Here is an 18,572-nt window from a genome sequence, read left to right as displayed (position 1 = left end):
GGCCAGCAAAAAGGGCTGCCGAAGCAGCCCCTTGCCCATACAGATGCTGCCTGCTCAGCGCACGCGCATGCCCGGCTGCGCGCCGGGGAAGGGCTCCAGCACGAAGATGCCGGGGTTTGCCTTTTCATCGGCATGGCTGGCGGCCAGCACCATGCCCTCGCTGATGCCGAACTTCATCTTGCGCGGGGCCAGGTTGGCCACCATGACGGTCAGCTTGCCTTCCAGGTCCTCGGGCTTGTAGGCGCTGCGGATGCCGCTGAAGACATTGCGCAGGCGGCCCTCGCCGGCGTCCAGCGTGAGGCGCAGCAGCTTGTCCGAGCCCTCGACCAGCTCGGCCTTCACGATCCTGGCGATGCGCAGATCGACCTTGCTGAAGTCGTCGATCTTGATCTCGGGGGCCAGGTCTTCACCGCCGGGCACGACCTTGGGGGCAGCGGGGGGCTCGAACAGGGCCTCCAGCAGCTTGGGATCGACACGCTGCATCAGGTGCTCGTAGCTGCCGATCTGATGGCCGCCCAGGGCACGCTGCGCATCGGCGAACTGCATGGGCTCGACCTTCAGGAAAGCTTCGACCTTGGCCACCAGGGCCGGCAGCACCGGCTTCAGGTAGATGGACAGCAGTCGGAAGGCCTCGATGCATACGCTGCAGACGTCCTGCAGCACCTGGTCCTGGCCCTCCTGCTTGGCCAGCTCCCAGGGCTTGTTCTGGTCCACGTACTCGTTGACGCGGTCGGCCAGCATCATGATCTCGCGCAGGGCCTTGCCGAACTCGCGGGTCTCGTAGAGCTCGGCGATGGTGCCAGCATGGGCGCGCAGCCCGTCCAGCAGGGCGCGGCCCTCGACGCCCACATCGGCCGAGAGGCGGCCGTCGAAGCGTTTGGCCAGGAATCCGGCGGCGCGCGAGGCGATGTTGATGTACTTGCCGACCAGGTCAGAGTTGACGCGGGCGACGAAGTCCTCGGGATTGAAGTCCAGGTCCTCGACCTTGCTGTTGAGCTTGGCGGCCAGGTAGTAGCGCAGCCACTCGGCGTTCATCCCCAGGCTCAGGTACTTGAGCGGATCGAGGCCAGTGCCTCGGCTCTTGCTCATCTTCTCGCCGCCGTTGACGGTCAGGAAGCCGTGCACATGCACGTGGTTGGGCGTCTTGCGGCCGCTGAAGTGCAGCATCGCCGGCCAGAAAAGGGTGTGGAAGTAGGTGATGTCCTTGCCGATGAAATGGATCTGCTCCACCGAGTCGTCGGCCATGAAGGCCTCGAAGTCGCGGCCCAGCTTGCCGAAGTAGTTCTTCAGCGAGGCCAGGTAGCCGATGGGGGCGTCCAGCCAGACGTAGAAATACTTGCCCGGTGCGTCGGGGATCTCGATGCCGAAGTAGGGCGCGTCGCGGCTGATGTCCCAGTCGCCCAGGCCGCCGTTGCCGTTCTCGTCCTTGGCGAACCATTCGCGGATCTTGTTGAGCACCTCGGTCTGCAGTCGGCCGGGGGTCTGGGTCCACTGCTCCAGGAACTCCACGCAGCGCGGGTCGGAGAGCTTGAAGAAATAGTGGTCCGAGCTCTTCATCACCGGCGTGGCGCCGGTCAGCACGGAGAAGGGGTTCTTGAGCTCGGTGGGCGTGTAGACCGCGCCGCAGACCTCGCAGGAATCGCCGTACTGGTCCTTGGCCCCGCACTTGGGGCACTCACCCTTGATGAAGCGGTCGGGCAGGAACATGGCCTTTTGCGGGTCGAAGAACTGCTCGATGGTTTTCACCGCGATCAGGTCCTTGCTGCGCAGGGCCTTGTAGATGGCCTGGGAGAGCTCGTGGTTCTCGGCACCGTCGGTGGAGTGCCAGTTGTCAAAGCTGATGTGGAACCCATCCAGGTACTGCTTGCGGCCGGCGGCGATGCCGGCCACGAAGTCCTGCGGTGTCTTGCCCGCCTTCTCGGCGGCAATCATGATGGGCGCGCCGTGGGCGTCGTCAGCACAGACGAAGTGCACCTCCTGGCCCATCATGCGCTGGAAGCGGACCCAGATGTCGGCCTGGGTGTACTCCATGATGTGGCCAATGTGGAAGTTCGCATTGGCGTAGGGCAGGGCAGTGGTGACGAAGAGCTTGCGAGTCATGGCGTGCAGGATAGCTGCGTGGCGCAACGGGGCCACGCAAGAGGCGGGATTTTAGGGGCTGGACGCCGGAATGCCGGCGTCTGGCTCAGGCCTCCGGCGCAGACGCCTGGTCTGCCGCTGTTGGCCCGGCCGTGGCGGCTTCATCGGGAGGCGCGCCGTCGTCACCACGGCCCTGCTGCTTGCGGGCTCTCTTTTCGGCGGCTTTTTCTTCGGCCTTGCGCTTCTTTGCCAACTCGCGTTGGCGTTTTTCGTAGGAGTAATTTGGAGTGGCCAAGGTCCGGTCCTTTGGTCGCGACGGCAAGACACCGTCAGACTCGAATGTAGCGCCTCGCTGCCCGGCAGGGCCATGAGGGCCGGCGGGCCATGTGCCAAGCCGCTTCAGCTAGCGTGCGCAAGCGCTTGCCAGCACAAGGAAAATTAGGCCGTCAGCCTGTGGACAAGTTTGTGGGAAAAGAGCGGGAAAGCCGATGACGAAAGATGCGGGGAGGGCTCGCGCCAGGTGAGCTGTCGAAATGATGGCTTGAAAATGTCTTGTGAATCAGGGACTTGCGTCGATGGGGCGGCGATCTTCGCCGAGCCGGCGCGCAGAAGACCGTGGCCTCGCCATTGGGGATAAGCCCGAGTGCCCCGCCATGCCTGTGTCAATTTGGCAGCAGGACCTGAGCCGAACGGAGGGGTCTGATGGGGCCTGGCATCGATGACCCTTGTCATCCAACTTGGCGCATTGAGCTCAAGTATCTTGGAGGGATGAGGGCCAAGTCCTTGATTAAACAGAACTAATGAAAGCTGTCCACCGATGCTGTGGATAAGTTTGTGGAGAAGCTGGGTTCGTGAGCCCTAAATGCTTGATTCATCGACTGCCGGGCTGGGTTGCCTCAAATTTTTGCACTTCGATGACTTCTATATGAATCAACAACTTATAGGCGCTTTGATGCAGGGTCAGCCCGTGTCGGCACTGTGTCGGGGCATTGTTTCTTTCTGGAACGACCTCCTGTGCCGGTGGGGATAAGTCAAGCCCTCTGCAGCAGTGCAGCGTGCAGATCAAGCCCGGCCGCGTGCTCCAAATGGGGGACAAGCACGAAGCAAGCAGTCTCCCTGGGGCGTGACTCGGGCTGCAGGACCGGCTCCGCCTGAACAGGCACGGGCATCCCCAGCGGCTGTGGATAAATTTGTGAGTCCGCTGGAGAAAGCGGCGCTAAGTCATTGATGGCATTGCGGATGTCTTGTGTTGCCCAAGAATTGAGCAGTCCCCGGCCGACCGACGAGGGGCGGGCGTGCGCGGCGGCATGCGGGGGAACGCCAAGGCTTGGCCCTGAACTGGCGGCTAAAATCGCGCGATTTGCAGCCAATGGCCGTATTCATGGGGCAGGGAACCGTTTCGCAGCAGTCCGCACAACAGTCGCCAGACCGGCCGGGTAGAGCCGCGCAAGGCAGGGATTCGGTCCCGGCCGAGGTGTTCGAGCTTCGCAGCGCTTCTGTCGCCGCCTTCAGCCTGGTGCTGCGCAGCGCAGATCTGCAGGCGCTGGGCCAGGCCTTGCAGGAGCGCCTGGGTGACACGCCCGAGGTCTTCAACCAGGATCCCGTGGTGCTGGACCTCAGCCAACTGCCGGCCGCCCCGCAGGCCGCTGACGACGGCCAGCTGAGCCTGGAGTCCGCGGCCGTTCAGCTGGACTTCCCCGAGCTGATGGCCCTCCTGCGGCGCTTCCGCATGCAGGCGGTGGCCGTCAGCGGCGCCACGGCAGAGCAGTTGGCCGCCGCCCAGGCCGCTGGCCTTGCCGAGGCCGATGTTCCCGCTCAGCGCGCCGAGTCGCCCCGGGTGGAGACCGTGGTCAAGGAGGTGGTGCGCGAGGTGATCGTCGAGCGCGAGGTGCCCGTGCCAGCCGCGCCGTCCGAGGCCAGCCGCACCGTCATCATCGACAAGCCCTTGCGCTCCGGCCAGCAGGTCTACGCCAAGGGCGCCGATCTGGTGGTGATGGCCCTGGTGAACCATGGCGCCGAGGTCATCGCCGACGGCAATATCCATGTCTACGCTCCCCTGCGTGGCAAGGCGATTGCCGGAGCCCGGGGCAACGCCGAGGCCCGCATCTTTGCGGCCAGTCTGGAGGCTGAACTGATTGCCATTGCCGGCATCTACCGCACCACGGAGAACCCCCTGCCCGCCGAGGTGCTGGGCAAGCCAGCCCAGGTTCGGCTGGAGGGCGAGAAGCTGGTGATGGAAGCCCTGAAACTCTGAGTCGCCCGAAGTCCGGACGAACGAACAACGCATTTTTGAAGAAGGAAGGCAATCGATGACCAAGATCGTCGTGGTGACCTCGGGCAAGGGGGGCGTGGGCAAGACCACGACCAGTGCCAGCTTTGCAACAGGCCTCGCGATGCGTGGCTACAAGACCGCGGTGATCGACTTCGACGTGGGCCTGCGCAACCTGGACCTGATCATGGGCTGCGAGCGTCGCGTGGTCTATGACCTGATCAACGTCATCAACGACGAGATCAAGCTGACCCAGGCCCTCATCAAGGACAAGCAGCTGGACAAGCTCTATATCCTGGCCGCCTCCCAGACCCGCGACAAGGACGCCCTCAGCCAGGAAGGCGTGGAGCGCGTGCTGGAGGAGCTCAAGGCCATGGAGTTCGACTACATCGTCTGCGACTCGCCGGCCGGCATCGAGACGGGCGCCCTGATGGCCATGCACTACGCCGACGAGGCCTTGGTGGTGACCAATCCCGAGGTCTCCTCGGTGCGCGACTCCGACCGCATTCTGGGCATGCTCAACAGCAAGACCAAGCGCGCCATCGAAGGCAAGGAGCCCGTCAAGGAGCACCTGCTGATCACGCGCTACAACCCCAACCGCGTCGAAGGCGGCCAGATGCTCTCGCTGGAAGACATCCACGAGATCCTGCGCACCCCGCTGATCGGTGTGATCCCCGAGAGCGAGATCGTGCTGCAGGCCTCCAACCAGGGCCTGCCCGCCATCCATATGAAGGGCACTGACGTGGCCGAGGCCTATGCTGACGTGGTGGGCCGCTTCCTGGGCGAGGACAAGCCCATGCGCTTCATCGAGGCGGTCAAGCCGGGCTTCTTCAAGCGCCTGTTCGGCGGCAAGTGAAGGAGCGGCCACGATGGGATTCCTCTCGTTTTTCATTGGTGAGAAGAAGAGCACGGCCAGCGTCGCCAAGGAGCGCCTGCAGCTGATCCTCGCGCATGAGCGCAACGGTCGCAGCGCCAGCCCCGACTATCTGCCCCAGCTGCAGAAGGAGCTGGTGGCGGTGATCTCCAAATACGTCTCCATCAATCCGGACGACATCAAGGTCCACATGGAGCGGCAGGACAATCTGGAGGTGCTGGAGGTCAAGATCGAGCTGCCCGAGCCGGGCCGCTGAAGCGCGACGCGCACCTCCTAAGCAAAAGGCCGGTCCTGCAGTCCGGCCTTTTTTCGTTTGGCGCGCGGGCTCTCAGGCGTGGTCGAACTGCGAGGCGTTCTTGCCCTTGAAGGGCGCGTAGAAGGCCTTGATCTTGACCATGTCGGCCTCGATGTCGCCTGTGGGGACGAAGACCGGCCCCAGGCCGCTGAGCTTGCGGGGGTAGTCCATGTAGGCCATCACGATGGGCACCTCGGCGGTGACGGCGATCCAGTAGAAGCCGGTCTTCCAATAGCGCGTCTTGCTGCGCGTGCCCTCGGGCGGCACCACCAGCTGCAGCGGGCCATCGGCGGCCTTGATGGCCTCGGCGGACGCCGCGACCAGGTTGTTGCTCTTCTCGCGCTGCACGGCAATGCCACCCAGCCAGCGCATTACTGGCCCGAAGGGGAAGCGGAAGATCTGGGCCTTGCCCATCCAGTAAATGTTCAGGCGCAGCGCGAAGGCCACCATCAGTGTGTAGGGCAGATCCCAGTTGCTGGTGTGCGGGGCGGCGATCAGCACGCATTTGTCCTGGCCCGCCGGCAGGGCGCCGTCCAGCTTCCAGCCCGTCAGACGCAGGAAACCCACCGAGAAGGCCCGCAGCAAAGTGTTGACGACGGGCGTGGTGAAGATCGTGCGGTGCATGCGGACAGGCCTGGGCTGACAAACCGTCAATTATCCCGTGCGCCACTCCCCCATTCCTGCCTGTTTTTAGAGCAAGGAAACAAAGTCCGTGAAGAAACAAGCACTTGCCGCACTGCTGCAGAGGCCGTGCACGGACTTGTCCACAGGCGCTGTGGACGGCTCAGCCGGGAGCGGCGTCCTCGGGCAGGGCCTCGATCAACAGATCGGAGCAGGGGCGGGCCACGCAGGGCAGAAACCAGCCCTCGGCCTTTTCCTCGGCGCTGAGCCCGGGCCATTCGACGAGGTACTCGACCTGTCCCGAGAGCAGGCGCCTCATGCAGGCCCGGCAGGTGCCGGCACGGCAGGAGCTCAGCAGGCCGCCATCCTCGCGCAGGCTGGCGCGCAGCACGGTGAGGTCGGCAGGGCAGGCGAAGCCGTCCTCGGGTGTGCCCGGTTGGAAGCGGATGTGGTAGCACTGTGGTGACATCGGCACATGATGCCAGCGAGCCCGCAGCTTTCGTGAAATGCGAGACAGGCTACAGGCCTCGTCAGCTGGCGTCCGCGGGGCGGGCGGCACACACTGGAGTTCACATGGACGCAGCGCGCTCCCATTCTGAACTGGAGTCGATCCTGGCCAGCGCCTGGTTCTCGCTGGCGGGGGGGGCTTGTGCCTTCCGGAGCCTGGATGGCATGCCCGAGCTCGACCCGGAAGCCGCCTGCTTCCAGCTGCCGGTGCTGGGGGCCGACGGGCTGGAGGCTGGTCGCGTGCTGCTGGCCCTGAGCGACGAGGACGCTCAGCAACTGGGCGCCTCCATGTTCGGCCTGCCGCAGGATGAGCTGGGCCAGGAGGAACTGGACGATGCCCATGCCGAGCTCTGCAACATCTTCGGTAGCTGTCTGGTGAAGGCGCTCGATGACCGCCTCCAACTGGAGCTGGGCCTGCCCCGGCGTGCCGGCCTCTGGGACTTCGAGGCGCGGTGCAGGCGCGGCGTGCCGCGCCTGACGCTGGCCGCCACGCTGGGGGTCCGGCATATCGTCGTGGTCTACTTCGACAGTGCCGGTGATGCCGACGGCACATCGCCCGCGCTTCCGACTGCCAAGGATCAGCGCCATGGTTGAGCTCAATCCCACACCGCTGCGCGTGCTGATCGTGGATGACAGCCGGGCCATCCAGGCCATCATCGCCCGCGTGCTGCAGAACGCCGGCCTGGGCCCCATGGTGGTCGAGACCGCCAGCAATGGCGAGCAGGCCCTGCGCATGGTCACCGCCCAGCCACCGGACCTCGTGATCTCGGACTGGCACATGCCCGTGGTCAGCGGCATCGAGATGCTGCAGACCCTGCGCCAACTGGGTGGCGGCATGGTCAAGGTGGGCTTCGTGACCACCGAGACGGCTGAACGCCACCTCGACCAGGCCCGCAGCAACGGCGCGGTCTTCGTGATCAACAAGCCCTTCAAGGACGAGCAGCTGTTGCAGGAGGTGCAGAAGGCGCTGGCCGCGCGCGTCGAGCAGCTGCGCGCGCCGCCCCCGCCGCCGCCCCCGCCCGCCCCGCCGCCGGCCCTGGCGTCCGAAGGCGCATTGAACGCGCTGATCAAGCAGCAACTGGGGCAGATTCCCTTCCGCCTGGTCCCGGCGCCGAATCAATCGCTGGAGGACCTGAAGCTGCCGCATGACCTGGCCATGTACGCGCTGGACGGGGAGAAGACACCTTTCGCACTGGGCCTCCTGGACGTCAACGCCTGCTGCATCCTGGGCGGGGGCGGCGCGCGCATGCAGCCACCGCTGGTGCGCCAGGCCATGCAGGTGGGCAAGCCCACGTCGGAGATGATGCAGTTCGCCGACCACTTCCTGCGCTCGGCCGCGGCCATCCTGACGCCGGCCGAGGGCGGACGGGCGCCGACGCTGCGCATCGTCAACCTCATGCCCAAGCCCTTCGACAAGCTGCAGGGCCTGCTGCTGCGCAACCGCGGTCGCAGCGACTACCGCATCGCCGTCCCGGGCTACGGCGAGGGAAGATTGGTATTCATTCGCTGCTGATGCTGCCGATAAGAGTCTTGGGCGCTGCTTCGCGCCGCAACAGGAACAGGTCCCTCTGATCATGGCGCTGGAGTTTTCGCTCGACAGCCTGGCGGTGGTGGCCGTCTTCGTGGCCAATGCCGCGGTGATGGTCATCACCATCGGCACCTACTGGCGCATGACGCGCTACGAGCAGAGCAACCACATCCACATCGTCAATGCCCTGCGCGAGGCGCGTGATGCGGGGCGCGAGATGAAGATCGCGGCGCACGAGCTCATCCGCATCGCCGAGCGAGGAGGCGTGGGCGGCGGCGGTGGGGGGCTGGGCGCGTCCGAGCTCAGCCAGTTGGACGAGTTGATGAAGCTGGTGCGAGGTCTGCTCGACGCCTACGGCGGACAGGATGACGCAGAGGAGGGCGACGAACCCGAGGTCCGCTGGCCCGAGAGCGCCCATGAGATGAGCAGTGAGCTGATGGAGCAGCTGCGGCGCAGCCATCGCAACGAGGTGGACCGGCTGGTGGCCCAGCGCCGTCGCATGCAGGTGGAGCTGGGTCTGACCCGCGAGCGTCTGGACGATGCCCTCAAGCAGCTGAGCGCGACAAGGCACCGGGGCGGCGGGGGCGCCTCGGGTGGCGGACCGGAGTTGCAGGTTCTGCGCCAGCAGCTGGACGCCGTGCGCTCCCAGCTGCAGCAGGCTCAGGACCGCCAGTACCTGGCCGAGACCCGGGCCGAGAAGGCCGAGCGCATGACCACCAAGCTGCAGAAGGAGCTGGAGGAGTTGGCGCTGGCACCCAAGGGCGCCGCCCAGAACAACCACGGCTCCGAGATGATGAAGCTGCTGGAGCGCGAGGCTCTAATGCTGCGCGAGCAACTGGCGGAAGCCGAGCGCACCATCCAGAAGCTGCGCGCAGAGCTGGCCGCGTTGGCCGCCAATCCGCCCGAGCATGCCGATCCGCAGGCTGTGGACGAGATCCGTGAACGCCTGGAGCGTGAGGTGGAGCAGTTGCGCGGCAAGATCGACGACCTGCAGGACGCGCTCAAGCGCAACCAGGTCGAGAAGGAGTTCATCGAGGAGCACTACCTCAAGGAAGCCCAGAAGAACGACGAGGCGCGCCTGGAGGCCGAGGCCGCCGCCGCCGCCATGGAGTTTGTGGGCAAGACGGCGGGCGGGCGCTGAGCGCGTTCCGCCGGCCTTGCCGCGGGGTCAGTTCTTGCCTCGGCGGCTGAGGGACAATCGCGGGTTTCCCTGCTATCTGCTTCCTGCTACCGGGTCCGGCCCGGGCGCCTCCCGTCGCTGTTCCTGACCATGCTCAAGTACCTGGCCGGCTATCCGGCAACCCTGCAGGACCAGGTCCGGCAGATGATCGACGCCGGCCGCCTGGGCGACTACCTGAGCGCCCGCTACGCCGAGCCGCACACGGTGCAGAGCGACCGTGCCCTGTTCGAGTACACACAGGCGCTCAAGCAGCGCCACCTGCGCAATGCCGCACCGCTGGACAAGGTCTGCTACGACAGCAAGCTCAAGGTGATCCAGCACGCCCTGGGGACGCACACCCGCAGCACGCGGGTGCAGGGCAGCCAGCTCAAGAGCCGGCGCGAGATTCGCATCGCCAGCCTCTTTCGCGAGGCCCCCGCCGATTTCCTGAAGATGATCGTGGTGCACGAGCTGGCCCACCTCAAGGAGCTGGAGCACAACAAGGCCTTCTACCAGCTGTGCCAGCACATGGAGCCGCGCTACGGGCAGCTGGAGCTGGACCTGCGCCTGTACCTGACCTGGCGCGAGCTGCCGGCCGCGCCAGCCCTGGCCGAGGGGGCGCCATGATCCTGCTCGCACCCATGGAGGGCCTGCTCGACCACATGCTGCGCGACGTGCTGACCCGCGTGGGCGGCATCGACCGCTGCGTCAGCGAGTTCATCCGCATCACCGACATGCTGCTGCCCCGGCGCGTGTTCACCCGCATCGTGCCCGAGCTGCTGCAGGGCGGGCGCACGCCGGCCGGTGTGCCGGTGCGCGCGCAGCTGCTGGGCTCGGACCCGATCTGCATGGCCGAGAACGCCGCGAGGCTGGCCGAGCTGAATCCTGCCGGCATCGACCTCAACTTCGGCTGCCCCGCCAAGTGCGTCAACCGCCACCGCGGCGGCGCGGTGCTGCTGGATGAGCCCGAGCTGATCGCTGAGATCGTTGGCGCCGTGCGGCGTGCCATTCCGGCGGACATGCCGCTGTCGGCCAAGATGCGCCTGGGCTTCATGGACCAGTCGCGTACCCTGGAGTGCGCGCTGGCCATGGCCGGGTCGGGGGCTGAGGAGCTGGTGATACATGCCCGCACCAAGGCCGATGGCTACAAGCCGCCCGCCTACTGGGACCGCATCGCCCATGTGCGCGAGGCGCTGGGCCCTTCGGTGGGCGTGGTGGCCAATGGCGAGGTCTGGACCGTCGAGGACGCACGGCGCTGCCTGCAGGAATCCGGCTGCGATGCGCTGATGCTGGGCCGCGGCATGGTGGCCAATCCCGGCTTGGCGCTGGCTGTTCGCGGCCTGACGGGCGGCGGCGCGCAAGGCCTGGACTGGCCCGCGCTGCAGCCGCTGATGCTGCAGTTCTGGCGCGAGGTGCAGGCGCATGTGCAGCCCAAGCACCAGGCGGGCCGGCTCAAGCAATGGCTGCACTACCTGCGCCGCCACTACCCTGAAGCGGGTGAGGCCTACCAGCGCGTGCGCACGATCAATGCGCCGGCCGAGCTGGAGCGGGCGTACTTTGCGCAGGCTGCCTGATTCGGCTTGAAGTGGGCGCGGCTCGCACGCGGCCTGTCACGCAAGCCGCTCCCCCCGGTGCAAGCCCGGAGCCCGTGGCCAGAAGGCAGCGCGTAGCATCCCGCATGCATCAAAAAAACCGCCTTCTCCTTTCCCTGCTGCCCCTGCTGCCGCTGTTGGCAGCCTGGCCTCAAGCGCAGGCTGCGGCTGCGCCTGAAGCCCTGGATCCCGCGCTGACCCTGGAACGCATACACGGCGATCCGCCCCTGATGGGCCGCGCCGGACTGGGCGGCGTGCTCTCGCCGGGCGGGCAGTGGCTGACCTATCTGCGGCCTTCCGAGGCAAACCCCGATGTCAACGAACTGTGGGGCACCCCTGTAGCAGGCGGCGATGCGCGCCGCCTCGTTTCTGCGAGCGACCTCATCGGCCAGCGCGAGGCCGTGCTGACCGAGGCCGAGCGCATGGCCCTGGAGCGCCGCCGCCAGCGCGGTGCCGGCATTACCGGCTACCAGTGGTGCGGCAAGGACGACCGCCAGTTGATCCTGCCGCTGGCAGGCGACCTCTACAGCGTGGAGCTCGGCGAGGGCGCGCCCAAGGTCCGCCGCCTAACCCATGACGAGCAGGAGCCTGAGCGCGATCCGCAATGCGATGCTGCGGGCCGGCAACTGGCCTACGTCAAGCAGAACGATCTCTGGATCCAGGGCCTGGACGGCAGCTCCGCGCGCCGTCTCACGCGTACCGGCAGCGAGACGCGCTCCACCGGTCTGGCCGAGTTCATCGCCGAAGAGGAGCTGCACCGCCATCGCGGCTTCTGGTGGGCGCCGGATGGCACACGGCTGCTGGCCCTTGAGGTGGACGAGTCCGGCGTGCCGGTGCGCCGCCGGGCCCAGATCGGCGGCGACGGCACGCGCCTGGTGGAGCAGCGCTACCCTGCCGCCGGCAGCCCCAATGCCAAGGTCCAGGCCCTGGTGCTGGACCTGTCTGGCAAGACCGAACCCCAGCGCCTGAGCCTGCCGGCCGAGGCGGAGTACATCGCCCGCGCCGGCTGGTTCGCCGACGGCAGCCCCTGGCTGCAGTGGCTGACGCGCGATCAGAAGCACCTGCAGCTTCTGGAGTTCAACGGCAAGGCCGAGCCCCATGTGGTGCTGGACGAGCGCGATGCGGCCTGGGTCGAGGTCCACGATGACCTGCGCGAGGTGCCCGGCCTCAAGCGTTCGGGCAAGCCCGCGCTGCTGTGGAGCAGCGAGCGCAGCGGGCGCCGCCAGCTGTACCTGGTCGATCGTGCCAGCGGTGCCGTCCAGGCGCTTACGCAGCAGCCTGAGCCCGTGGCCCAACTGGTGTGCCTGGGTGAGCAGCATCTGGTCTTTGCAGGCGCCACAGAGCGTGGCCGCGGCCGCGAACTCTTCCAGGCCGACTTCAAGGGCCGGGTCCACCTGCTCCAGCCTGGCGAGGCCCGCCGCTGGCGTGATGCGCGCGGCGACGCCGCCTGCACCCGCCTGCTGATCACGCAGTCCTCCTGGCAGCAGGCCCCGCGCACCGAGCTGCTTTTGCTGGATGGCAAGACCGTGCCCCGCCTCATCGAGCAGGCCCGGCCCGATCCGATGGTGTTGGATCTCGCCGCCAGGCTCCAGCCTCAATTCCCCGCGCTGCTGGCCGCCGACGGCAAGACGCCCCTCAATGCCATCTTCCTGCCGCCCACGCGGCCCAGCCTGGGCGGCCACTACCCCGTCGTTGTGCGAGCCTATGGAGGCCCGGGGACGGCCACGGTGAACTGGCGCTGGCAGGGCGACCTGCCGACCCTGGCGCTCTACCAGCAGCAGGGCTTCGGCGTGCTGATGCTGGACACCCGCGGCATGGCCTTCCGCGACCGCGACTTCACCCGCGCCCACGACCACGCCTTCGGCAAGACGGAGGTGGCCGACCTCTTCGGCGCGGTGCGCCAACTGGCGCAGCAATACCCTGCGGTGGACGCCCGTCGCATCGGCTTCATGGGCTGGTCCTATGGCGGGTTCCTGGCCCTGCGTGCCCTGCTGGACGCCGACACACCCTTTGCAGCCGCCATCGCCGGCGCCTCGCCCACCGACTGGACGCTCTACGACACGGCCTACACCGAGCGCTACCTCGGCCTGCCCGAGGGCGGCAAGGCGCCGGCTTACCAGCAGGCCCAACTGGTCGCGCGCGCGGGGCTGCTGGCTAGGCCGCTGATGATCATCCACGGCACTGCGGACGACAACGTGCTCTTCGACAACTCGCTGCGCATGATCCAGGCGCTGCAGAACGAGGGCAAGCTCTTCGAGACCGTCATCTACCCGGGCCATGCCCACGGCGTGGCCGGCCGCAAGGCCCGGTATCACCTGGCGCGCACGCAGCTGGACTTCTTCCAGCGGCAGCTGCGTCCCTGAGTCGGAGACCGGGATGCTTGGGCATGTGGATTGCCTGTCGTGAATTAGTCATGTCAGCGCATTTCCTAGTCCACCCATCTCGAGGATCCGACGTTGAATCGAGACGTTTGCACATGGTGGCCCCCGCGTTTGGGGCCTAGTCTTGGATCAAGCCCAAAGCAAAGATGAGGGCGTCGTTGGAGAAGATCATGAACATCCTGGATAGCACCGCCCCGCGCGTTGCGGGGCCGTTCGAGAGCCGGTTTGAACTGAGGTTCCAATCCCTGTTCCATGCAGGCAAGGCCCTGGCCTTTCCCTGCGATGCACGGGGCGAGGTGAGCCTTGACGCGCTGAGCGAGCGGGCGCGTGAGAACTACCTCTTCGCCCGGGCCGTGGTGGGGCATGAATATGCCGCACCGGTGGTCACGAGCCGGGGTTGAGGCGGGCGCCGCAGCCCCGCCCGAGGGTCGGTGTTCCTGAGCACCGGCTCGCAGGGCGCCATGTGCCCACGTAGGCGCCATGAAAAAGACCGCCCTCGGGCGGTCTTGTCTTTGGGGGCTGATCCCGCGGCGCTCAGCGGCCTCACTTGCCCCAGCCGTCGCGCAGGCCGGTGATCTTGTTGAACACCGGCTTGTCGGCGCGATGGTCGATGCGGTCGGCCACGAAGTAGCCGTGGCGCTCGAACTGCACCTTGGTATCGGCCAGGGCCGCAGCGAGCGAGGGCTCGAGATAGCCCGTCACCACGCGCTTGCTGCCCGGGTTGATGACCTCCAGGAAGTCACGGCCGCCGGCATCGGGCTGTGCCTCGGTGAAGAGGCGGTCGTAGAGCCTCAGCTCGGCCTGCACGGCCTCGTGCACGGCCACCCAGGTGATCACGCCCTTGACCTTGACGGCGTCGGCGCCCGGGGTGCCGCTCTTGGTGTCGGGCACCAGAGTGGCGAGCACGGCGGTGATCTCACCGGCTTCGTTCTTCTCGCAGCCCGTGCATTCGATCACATAGCCAGCCTTGAGACGCGCCTTGTTGCCGGGATAGAGGCGGTGGTAGCCCTTGCTGGGCACCTCCATGAAGTCCTCGCGCTCGATCCACAGCTCGGGACCGAGGCTGAAGGCGCGCTGGCCCAGTTCGGGCAGATGCGGGTGGGCCGGAGCGCTGCAGGGCTCGCGGTGCTCGAGGCTGCCGAAGATCTCGGCGAAGTTGGTGAGCTTGAGCCGAACCGGGTCGATCACGGCCATGGCGCGGGCGGCCTTGCCTTCGAGGTCGGCGCGCAGGCAGCCGTCCAGCACGCTGTAGTCGATCCAGGCGTTCTGCTTGGTCACGCCGGTGGACTCGACCATGCTGCGGATGCTCTCGGGCGTGTAGCCGCGGCGGCGCATGCCCACCAGCGTCGGCATGCGGGGGTCGTCCCAGCCCGTCACGTGGCCTTCCTCGACCAGCTGGCGCAGCTTGCGCTTGCTGGTGACCACGTAGCTGAGGTTGAGGCGGCCGAACTCGTACTGGTGGGGCAGGGGACGGGCCAGCAGGCCGCCTTGCGCCAGTTGCTCCAGCAGCCAGTCGTAGAAGGGGCGCTGGTCCTCAAACTCCAGCGTGCAGATGGAGTGGGTGATGCGCTCCAGCGCGTCCTCGATGGGGTGGGCGAAGGTGTACATCGGGTAGATGCACCACTTGTCGCCCGTGTTGTGGTGGGTGGCGCGGCGGATGCGGTACAGGGCCGGGTCGCGCATATTGATGTTGGGCGAGGCCATGTCGATCTTGGCGCGCAGCACCATGGCGCCGTCCGGGTGCACGCCGTCGCGCATCTCGCGCAGGCGGGCCAGGTTCTCGGCCGGCGTGCGGTCGCGGAAGGGGCTGTTGGTGCCGGGCGTGCCGAAGTCGCCGCGGTTGGCGCGCATCTCCTCGGGTGTCTGCTCGTCCACATAGGCCAGCCCCTGCTCGACCAGGTACTCGGCAGCGCGGTACATGAAGTCGAAGTAGTTGCTGGCGTAGTAGAGGTTGCTGCGCTCGCCATGCGAGGCCGGGGCCTGCCAGGACCAACCCAGCCAGGCCACCATTTCCTTGATGGCATCGACGTACTCCTGCTCCTCCTTCTCGGGGTTGGTGTCGTCGAAGCGTAGGTGGCATTCGCCGCCGTAGTCGCGCGCCAGGCCGAAGTTCAGGCAGATGCTCTTGGCATGGCCGATGTGCAGGTAGCCGTTGGGCTCGGGAGGGAAGCGTGTGCGGACGCGGGCCGGGTCAAGGGGGCCGGCGGCGTGGTGGGGCGCATCACCCGGGCCGACGCCGAAGTGTCGCTCGGCGCCATAGCCCTGCTCCAGGTCGCGCTCGATGATGGCTCGCAGGAAATTGTTGGGCTTGAGGGCCTCGGCGTCAGGGGCGTTCTTGGGCTCGGACATCGGCGTTGCAGGAGCTCACGGCACGCCGCGGCCCCATCGTTGGAATGGGAAGGGGCGGATTTTATCGGTGCCGCGAGGGCATCCGGCGCTTACAGCCCTCGGAAAAGGTGCGCATAGAGCCGGCTGACCCCCAGCTTCTCGGCGTGATCGCGCAGATGCAGGGTCAGCTTGCCCTGCTCATCGCGCACGGCGCGGTCAATGGCCGTGGACCGTACCACGGTGCCGCGGTGCACCTGCCAGAAGAGCTCGGTGTCCAGCTGCGGCAGCAACTCGCGCAACGAGAGTCGCATCAGGTGCTCCTTGCGGGCGGTGACCACGCGCACGTACTTGTCTGCGGCCTCGAAGAAGAGCACCTCCTCGATGGGCACCATCTGGATGCTGGACCCCTGGCTGACCTGCAGCAGGCGCAGGCGGGGCGCGACCGGTGCCGAGGCGGCGGGAGCCAGCAGCTGGCGCAGCTGGTCCAGCGTGGTGTCCAGGGCGGGCGGGGCCTGGCGCGGGGACAGGGCTTGCTGCAGGCGGCCCACGGTCTGGGCCAGGCGCTCGCGCTGCACGGGCTTGAGCACATAGTCCACGGCCGCAAGCTCGAAGGCCTGCAGGGCGTACTGGTCATAGGCGGTCACGAAGACCAGCAGGGGGAAGGGCTCGCCCTCGGGCCAGTCCTCTGCCAGGGCCGCGGCGGCCTCGAGGCCGCTGAGGCCAGGCATTCGGATGTCCAGAAAACACAGGCTGGGGCGGCGCGCCAGGGCCAGGTCCACCGCCGCCTGGCCGTGTGGCGCGATGGGCAGCAATTCCAGCTCCGGCCACAGCAGCTGCAACTCGGACCTGAGGTGCTCGGCGAGCAGGGCTTCGTCTTCGGCGATCAGGGCGGTGAGGCTCATGGGGTGGCGGCAGGTGAGGGGGCCGTCATCAGGCGGCGGGGAATGTGGATCTCGATGCGGCAGCCGCCTTCCAGCGGGTAGCTCAGGCTGAGCCCGGCTGCTTCGCCATAGCGCGCCTGCAAGCGGTCGCGGACCTGCTGCAGGCCGAAGCCGGTACCCGCGGTGTCGGCCGAGGAGAACTGGCCCCGGCCGCTGTCGGCCACGACCAGCAGGCAGTCTTCGCCTTGCATGCGGGCCTGGACGCTGAGCGTACCGCCCTCGATCTTGGGTTCCAGGCCATGCTTGATGGCGTTCTCGACCAGGGGCTGCAGCAGCAGGGCCGGCAGCTGCAGCGAGGCGAGTTCTTCCGGCAGCTCGAAGCTGGCTTGCAGGCGATCGCCCATGCGCACCCGCATGAGGCTGAGGTAGTCCTGCAGCCTCGCGAATTCATGGCGCAGCGCGTGGCTGCCGACCCGCGAAGCCTCCAGCGTGGCGCGCAGGAAGGCGATGAGCTGGTCCAGCATGGCCTGGGCGCGGGCGGCATCCAGGCCGATCAGCACGCGCAGGTTGGCCAGGGTGTTGAACAGCATGTGCGGCTCCAGCTGGGCCTGCAGCAGCAGGAGCTGTGTTTCTGCGGCCACACGGCGCGCCTGCTCGGCCTCCACCTGGGCGGCGGCCATGCGGTTGCGGGTATAGAAGAAGGCCGTGGCGACCAGGGAGGCCACGCCCGTCACCGTGAGCATGGCGGCGGCGTGGCTCCACTGGGCGGACCACAGGCTGCGGGTGCGCATGCCGGAGATCAGGTCGCCCAGTTGCTGACCGATGGTGAACCCGCCCACCGAGCCGAGGATGACGGCCAGGGCGATCCACGGCAGGCCGGGCCATTCCTGTTCGCCGTCCTGCGGGCAGGGGCGGCCCCTGCGCATTGCATAGGCCAGGCCGCGGAAGCTGGCGTCGATGAGGGCCCAGCAGCTCATGCCTATGCACAGGGAGTACAGCATGTTGTGCCAGAGGTCGCGCCAGCCGCTCACCCCTGCCAGCACCAGGCCGATCAGCAGGCACCACAGAAAGGCCGCGAAGGCGCCATGCAGCCATTGGCGCAGCCCATGCCGACGGGGCCAGAGTGAGCGAAAAGGGCGGGAGGCCGGAGTCATGGCGGGCGATTGTGCAGCAGGGCCTCAGGCGGCCGGGGCGCTGCGGGCCATCAGGTTGCGGGACCGCGCCAGGAACAAGGAGCCCAGGGCGCCATTGAGCGCGCTCACGCCCAGCACCACGCCAGCCTGCTGCGCCAGCTGCGGGCTCATGGCCAGGGCCGTGCCCAGCAGGAACTTGATGGCGAAGATGCCCATCATCACGGCCAGGGGTGTCCAGCTGCCGGGGACGAGGAAGGCATTGCGCGCCGCGTCATGACGGGCTGCGCCGGGCCAGCCGCTGGCATGGACCAACTCGCGTGTGGCCCACAGGCCGGCCAGGAAGCCCAGCACGGTGAAGGCCTGCCAGCCGAGGGCGCCCACCGTGCCCCAGGCCGAGAAGGCGAGGAAGGCCAGGGGCATGCGGCGCAGCCTTGCGGCGCTGACCCAGCGATCGCGGGCCTGGCTCAGCCCCAGGGCGACAAGTGCGAGCAGCAGGCCCCAGACCCAGAGCGGGACCTGGCCGAGGATCAGGGGGAGGGTGGTGCTGCTCATCGGGGGCTCCAATGCGGGTTGTCGATGGCTGCACTGTGCCGGCGGTGCCGGGCGGCGTCCCCGGCGACGCGACGGGGCGCCGGGCGGCGTCGCGAAATGCGGTCAGCAGTCGTGAAATGCGTGGGGGCTCAGCGCCTGCGGCTGCCACCGCCGCCCAGGATGCTGCCCAGCACGCCGCGCACGATCTCGCGGCCCAGGGAGCTGCCCATGCTGCGCAGGGCGGACTTGGCCGCCGCCTCGGCCAGGCCCTCGTGGCGACCCCCGCGCGGGCCGGTGCTGCCGAAAAGCACGTCCTTGAGCCCGTCCATCAGGCCGCCTCCCGCATCTGCCGTGGGCGCGGGGGGCGGCGTGGCCGGGCCGCGTTGCTGGGCCT

19 protein-coding genes are annotated in these 18,572 nt (G+C 67.5%); 10 read left to right on the top strand and 9 right to left on the bottom strand.

The genetic code is table 11. The annotated features are described in order from the left end of the window. Positions 1-54: 54 nt before the first annotated feature. Both metG and H5407_RS14740 read right to left on the bottom strand, forming a co-directional pair. On the bottom strand, positions 55-2,100 hold the full coding sequence (metG, locus tag H5407_RS14745; RefSeq protein ID WP_183105223.1) for a methionine--tRNA ligase: 2,046 nt from the start codon (positions 2,098-2,100) through the stop codon (positions 55-57). An 85-nt stretch (positions 2,101-2,185) separates the two neighbouring features. Further along, on the bottom strand, positions 2,186-2,374 hold the full coding sequence (locus tag H5407_RS14740; protein ID WP_183105222.1) for a hypothetical protein: 189 nt from the start codon (positions 2,372-2,374) through the stop codon (positions 2,186-2,188). A 1,179-nt stretch (positions 2,375-3,553) separates the two neighbouring features. Between H5407_RS14740 and minC the strand changes: the two genes are divergently transcribed. Genes minC through minE form a run of 3 tightly spaced genes read left to right on the top strand, consistent with a single transcriptional unit; the run spans position 3,554 to position 5,478 of the window. Then, entirely contained in the window at positions 3,554-4,333 is a 780-nt protein-coding gene (minC, locus tag H5407_RS14735; protein ID WP_310737653.1) for a septum site-determining protein MinC, read from the top strand. A 55-nt stretch (positions 4,334-4,388) separates the two neighbouring features. Then, on the top strand, positions 4,389-5,204 hold the full coding sequence (gene minD / locus H5407_RS14730) for a septum site-determining protein MinD (protein WP_183105220.1): 816 nt from the start codon (positions 4,389-4,391) through the stop codon (positions 5,202-5,204). A gap of 13 nt (positions 5,205-5,217) precedes the next feature. Continuing rightward, positions 5,218-5,478, top strand: a complete 261-nt coding sequence (gene minE / locus H5407_RS14725) for a cell division topological specificity factor MinE (protein WP_183105219.1) — start codon at positions 5,218-5,220, stop codon at positions 5,476-5,478. 72 nt (positions 5,479-5,550) lie between these two features. Here minE and H5407_RS14720 read toward each other — a convergent pair whose 3' ends face one another. Both H5407_RS14720 and H5407_RS14715 read right to left on the bottom strand, forming a co-directional pair. Beyond that, positions 5,551-6,141, bottom strand: coding sequence for a lysophospholipid acyltransferase family protein (locus H5407_RS14720; protein WP_183105218.1), 591 nt, complete (start codon positions 6,139-6,141; stop codon positions 5,551-5,553). Positions 6,142-6,301: 160 nt separating this feature from the next. After that, positions 6,302-6,607 (bottom strand): 2Fe-2S iron-sulfur cluster-binding protein, encoded by a 306-nt coding sequence (locus H5407_RS14715; protein ID WP_183105217.1) that lies wholly within the window; start codon positions 6,605-6,607, stop codon positions 6,302-6,304. 104 nt (positions 6,608-6,711) lie between these two features. Here H5407_RS14715 and H5407_RS14710 point away from each other — a divergent pair, with 104 nt between their 5' ends. From H5407_RS14710 to H5407_RS14680, 7 genes are all read left to right on the top strand, one after another. After that, positions 6,712-7,239, top strand: coding sequence for a hypothetical protein (locus H5407_RS14710; protein WP_183105216.1), 528 nt, complete (start codon positions 6,712-6,714; stop codon positions 7,237-7,239). Next, positions 7,232-8,158, top strand: a complete 927-nt coding sequence (locus H5407_RS14705) for a response regulator (RefSeq protein WP_183105215.1) — start codon at positions 7,232-7,234, stop codon at positions 8,156-8,158. The genes H5407_RS14710 and H5407_RS14705 overlap by 8 nt, the downstream gene beginning before the upstream one ends. 61 nt (positions 8,159-8,219) lie before the next feature. Then, positions 8,220-9,314: a hypothetical protein gene (locus tag H5407_RS14700; RefSeq protein WP_183105214.1), complete on the top strand. Its 1,095-nt coding sequence runs from the start codon at positions 8,220-8,222 to the stop codon at positions 9,312-9,314. Positions 9,315-9,443: 129 nt separating this feature from the next. Then, positions 9,444-9,959: a YgjP-like metallopeptidase domain-containing protein gene (locus tag H5407_RS14695; RefSeq protein WP_220800626.1), complete on the top strand. Its 516-nt coding sequence runs from the start codon at positions 9,444-9,446 to the stop codon at positions 9,957-9,959. Continuing rightward, a complete protein-coding gene (locus H5407_RS14690; RefSeq protein WP_255501255.1) occupies positions 9,956-10,906 on the top strand; it encodes a tRNA-dihydrouridine synthase in 951 nt (316 codons plus the stop codon). The genes H5407_RS14695 and H5407_RS14690 overlap by 4 nt, the downstream gene beginning before the upstream one ends. Positions 10,907-11,010: 104 nt before the next feature. Beyond that, on the top strand, positions 11,011-13,287 hold the full coding sequence (locus H5407_RS14685; protein WP_183105213.1) for an alpha/beta fold hydrolase: 2,277 nt from the start codon (positions 11,011-11,013) through the stop codon (positions 13,285-13,287). Between the two features lie 188 nt (positions 13,288-13,475). Next, positions 13,476-13,706, top strand: coding sequence for a hypothetical protein (locus H5407_RS14680; protein WP_183105212.1), 231 nt, complete (start codon positions 13,476-13,478; stop codon positions 13,704-13,706). Between the two features lie 142 nt (positions 13,707-13,848). On the opposite strand, the gene H5407_RS14675 is transcribed toward H5407_RS14680, so the two are convergent. From H5407_RS14675 to H5407_RS14655, 5 genes are all read right to left on the bottom strand, one after another. Then, complete coding sequence (locus tag H5407_RS14675) at positions 13,849-15,654, bottom strand: glutamine--tRNA ligase/YqeY domain fusion protein (protein ID WP_183105211.1); 1,806 nt, start codon at positions 15,652-15,654, stop codon at positions 13,849-13,851. Positions 15,655-15,743: 89 nt separating this feature from the next. After that, positions 15,744-16,535 (bottom strand): LytTR family DNA-binding domain-containing protein, encoded by a 792-nt coding sequence (locus H5407_RS14670; protein WP_183105210.1) that lies wholly within the window; start codon positions 16,533-16,535, stop codon positions 15,744-15,746. Continuing rightward, on the bottom strand, positions 16,532-17,668 hold the full coding sequence (locus H5407_RS14665) for a sensor histidine kinase (protein ID WP_183105209.1): 1,137 nt from the start codon (positions 17,666-17,668) through the stop codon (positions 16,532-16,534). Before H5407_RS14665 ends, H5407_RS14670 begins: the two co-directional genes overlap by 4 nt. 24 nt (positions 17,669-17,692) lie before the next feature. After that, positions 17,693-18,199, bottom strand: coding sequence for a DUF6622 family protein (locus tag H5407_RS14660; protein WP_183105208.1), 507 nt, complete (start codon positions 18,197-18,199; stop codon positions 17,693-17,695). A 128-nt stretch (positions 18,200-18,327) separates the two neighbouring features. Beyond that, positions 18,328-18,572: helicase HerA-like domain-containing protein (locus H5407_RS14655; protein ID WP_183105207.1), on the bottom strand; the 245-nt coding region annotated here is incomplete at its 5' end.

The organism is Mitsuaria sp. WAJ17 (genome assembly GCF_014174515.1).
Classification (GTDB): Bacteria; Pseudomonadota; Gammaproteobacteria; order Burkholderiales; family Burkholderiaceae_C; genus Roseateles_B.
Note: the sequence above shows the minus strand (reverse complement) of the source record. Positions and strands in the feature narration are given on the sequence as shown.

What these genes read in the sequence shown, in the direction of transcription:
- H5407_RS14665 (WP_183105209.1), bottom strand. Translation starts at nt 17,668, where the DNA reads ATGACTCCGGCCTCCCGCCCTTTTCGCTCACTCTGGCCCCGTCGGCAT.
- H5407_RS14680 (WP_183105212.1), top strand. Translation starts at nt 13,476, where the DNA reads ATGAACATCCTGGATAGCACCGCCCCGCGCGTTGCGGGGCCGTTCGAG.
- H5407_RS14720 (WP_183105218.1), bottom strand. Translation starts at nt 6,141, where the DNA reads ATGCACCGCACGATCTTCACCACGCCCGTCGTCAACACTTTGCTGCGG.
- H5407_RS14715 (WP_183105217.1), bottom strand. Translation starts at nt 6,607, where the DNA reads ATGTCACCACAGTGCTACCACATCCGCTTCCAACCGGGCACACCCGAG.
- H5407_RS14675 (WP_183105211.1), bottom strand. Translation starts at nt 15,654, where the DNA reads ATGTCCGAGCCCAAGAACGCCCCTGACGCCGAGGCCCTCAAGCCCAAC.
- H5407_RS14705 (WP_183105215.1), top strand. Translation starts at nt 7,232, where the DNA reads ATGGTTGAGCTCAATCCCACACCGCTGCGCGTGCTGATCGTGGATGAC.
- H5407_RS14670 (WP_183105210.1), bottom strand. Translation starts at nt 16,535, where the DNA reads ATGAGCCTCACCGCCCTGATCGCCGAAGACGAAGCCCTGCTCGCCGAG.
- H5407_RS14660 (WP_183105208.1), bottom strand. Translation starts at nt 18,199, where the DNA reads ATGAGCAGCACCACCCTCCCCCTGATCCTCGGCCAGGTCCCGCTCTGG.
- H5407_RS14710 (WP_183105216.1), top strand. Translation starts at nt 6,712, where the DNA reads ATGGACGCAGCGCGCTCCCATTCTGAACTGGAGTCGATCCTGGCCAGC.
- minD (WP_183105220.1), top strand. Translation starts at nt 4,389, where the DNA reads ATGACCAAGATCGTCGTGGTGACCTCGGGCAAGGGGGGCGTGGGCAAG.
- H5407_RS14695 (WP_220800626.1), top strand. Translation starts at nt 9,444, where the DNA reads ATGCTCAAGTACCTGGCCGGCTATCCGGCAACCCTGCAGGACCAGGTC.
- H5407_RS14690 (WP_255501255.1), top strand. Translation starts at nt 9,956, where the DNA reads ATGATCCTGCTCGCACCCATGGAGGGCCTGCTCGACCACATGCTGCGC.
- minE (WP_183105219.1), top strand. Translation starts at nt 5,218, where the DNA reads ATGGGATTCCTCTCGTTTTTCATTGGTGAGAAGAAGAGCACGGCCAGC.
- metG (WP_183105223.1), bottom strand. Translation starts at nt 2,100, where the DNA reads ATGACTCGCAAGCTCTTCGTCACCACTGCCCTGCCCTACGCCAATGCG.
- H5407_RS14685 (WP_183105213.1), top strand. Translation starts at nt 11,011, where the DNA reads ATGCATCAAAAAAACCGCCTTCTCCTTTCCCTGCTGCCCCTGCTGCCG.
- H5407_RS14700 (WP_183105214.1), top strand. Translation starts at nt 8,220, where the DNA reads ATGGCGCTGGAGTTTTCGCTCGACAGCCTGGCGGTGGTGGCCGTCTTC.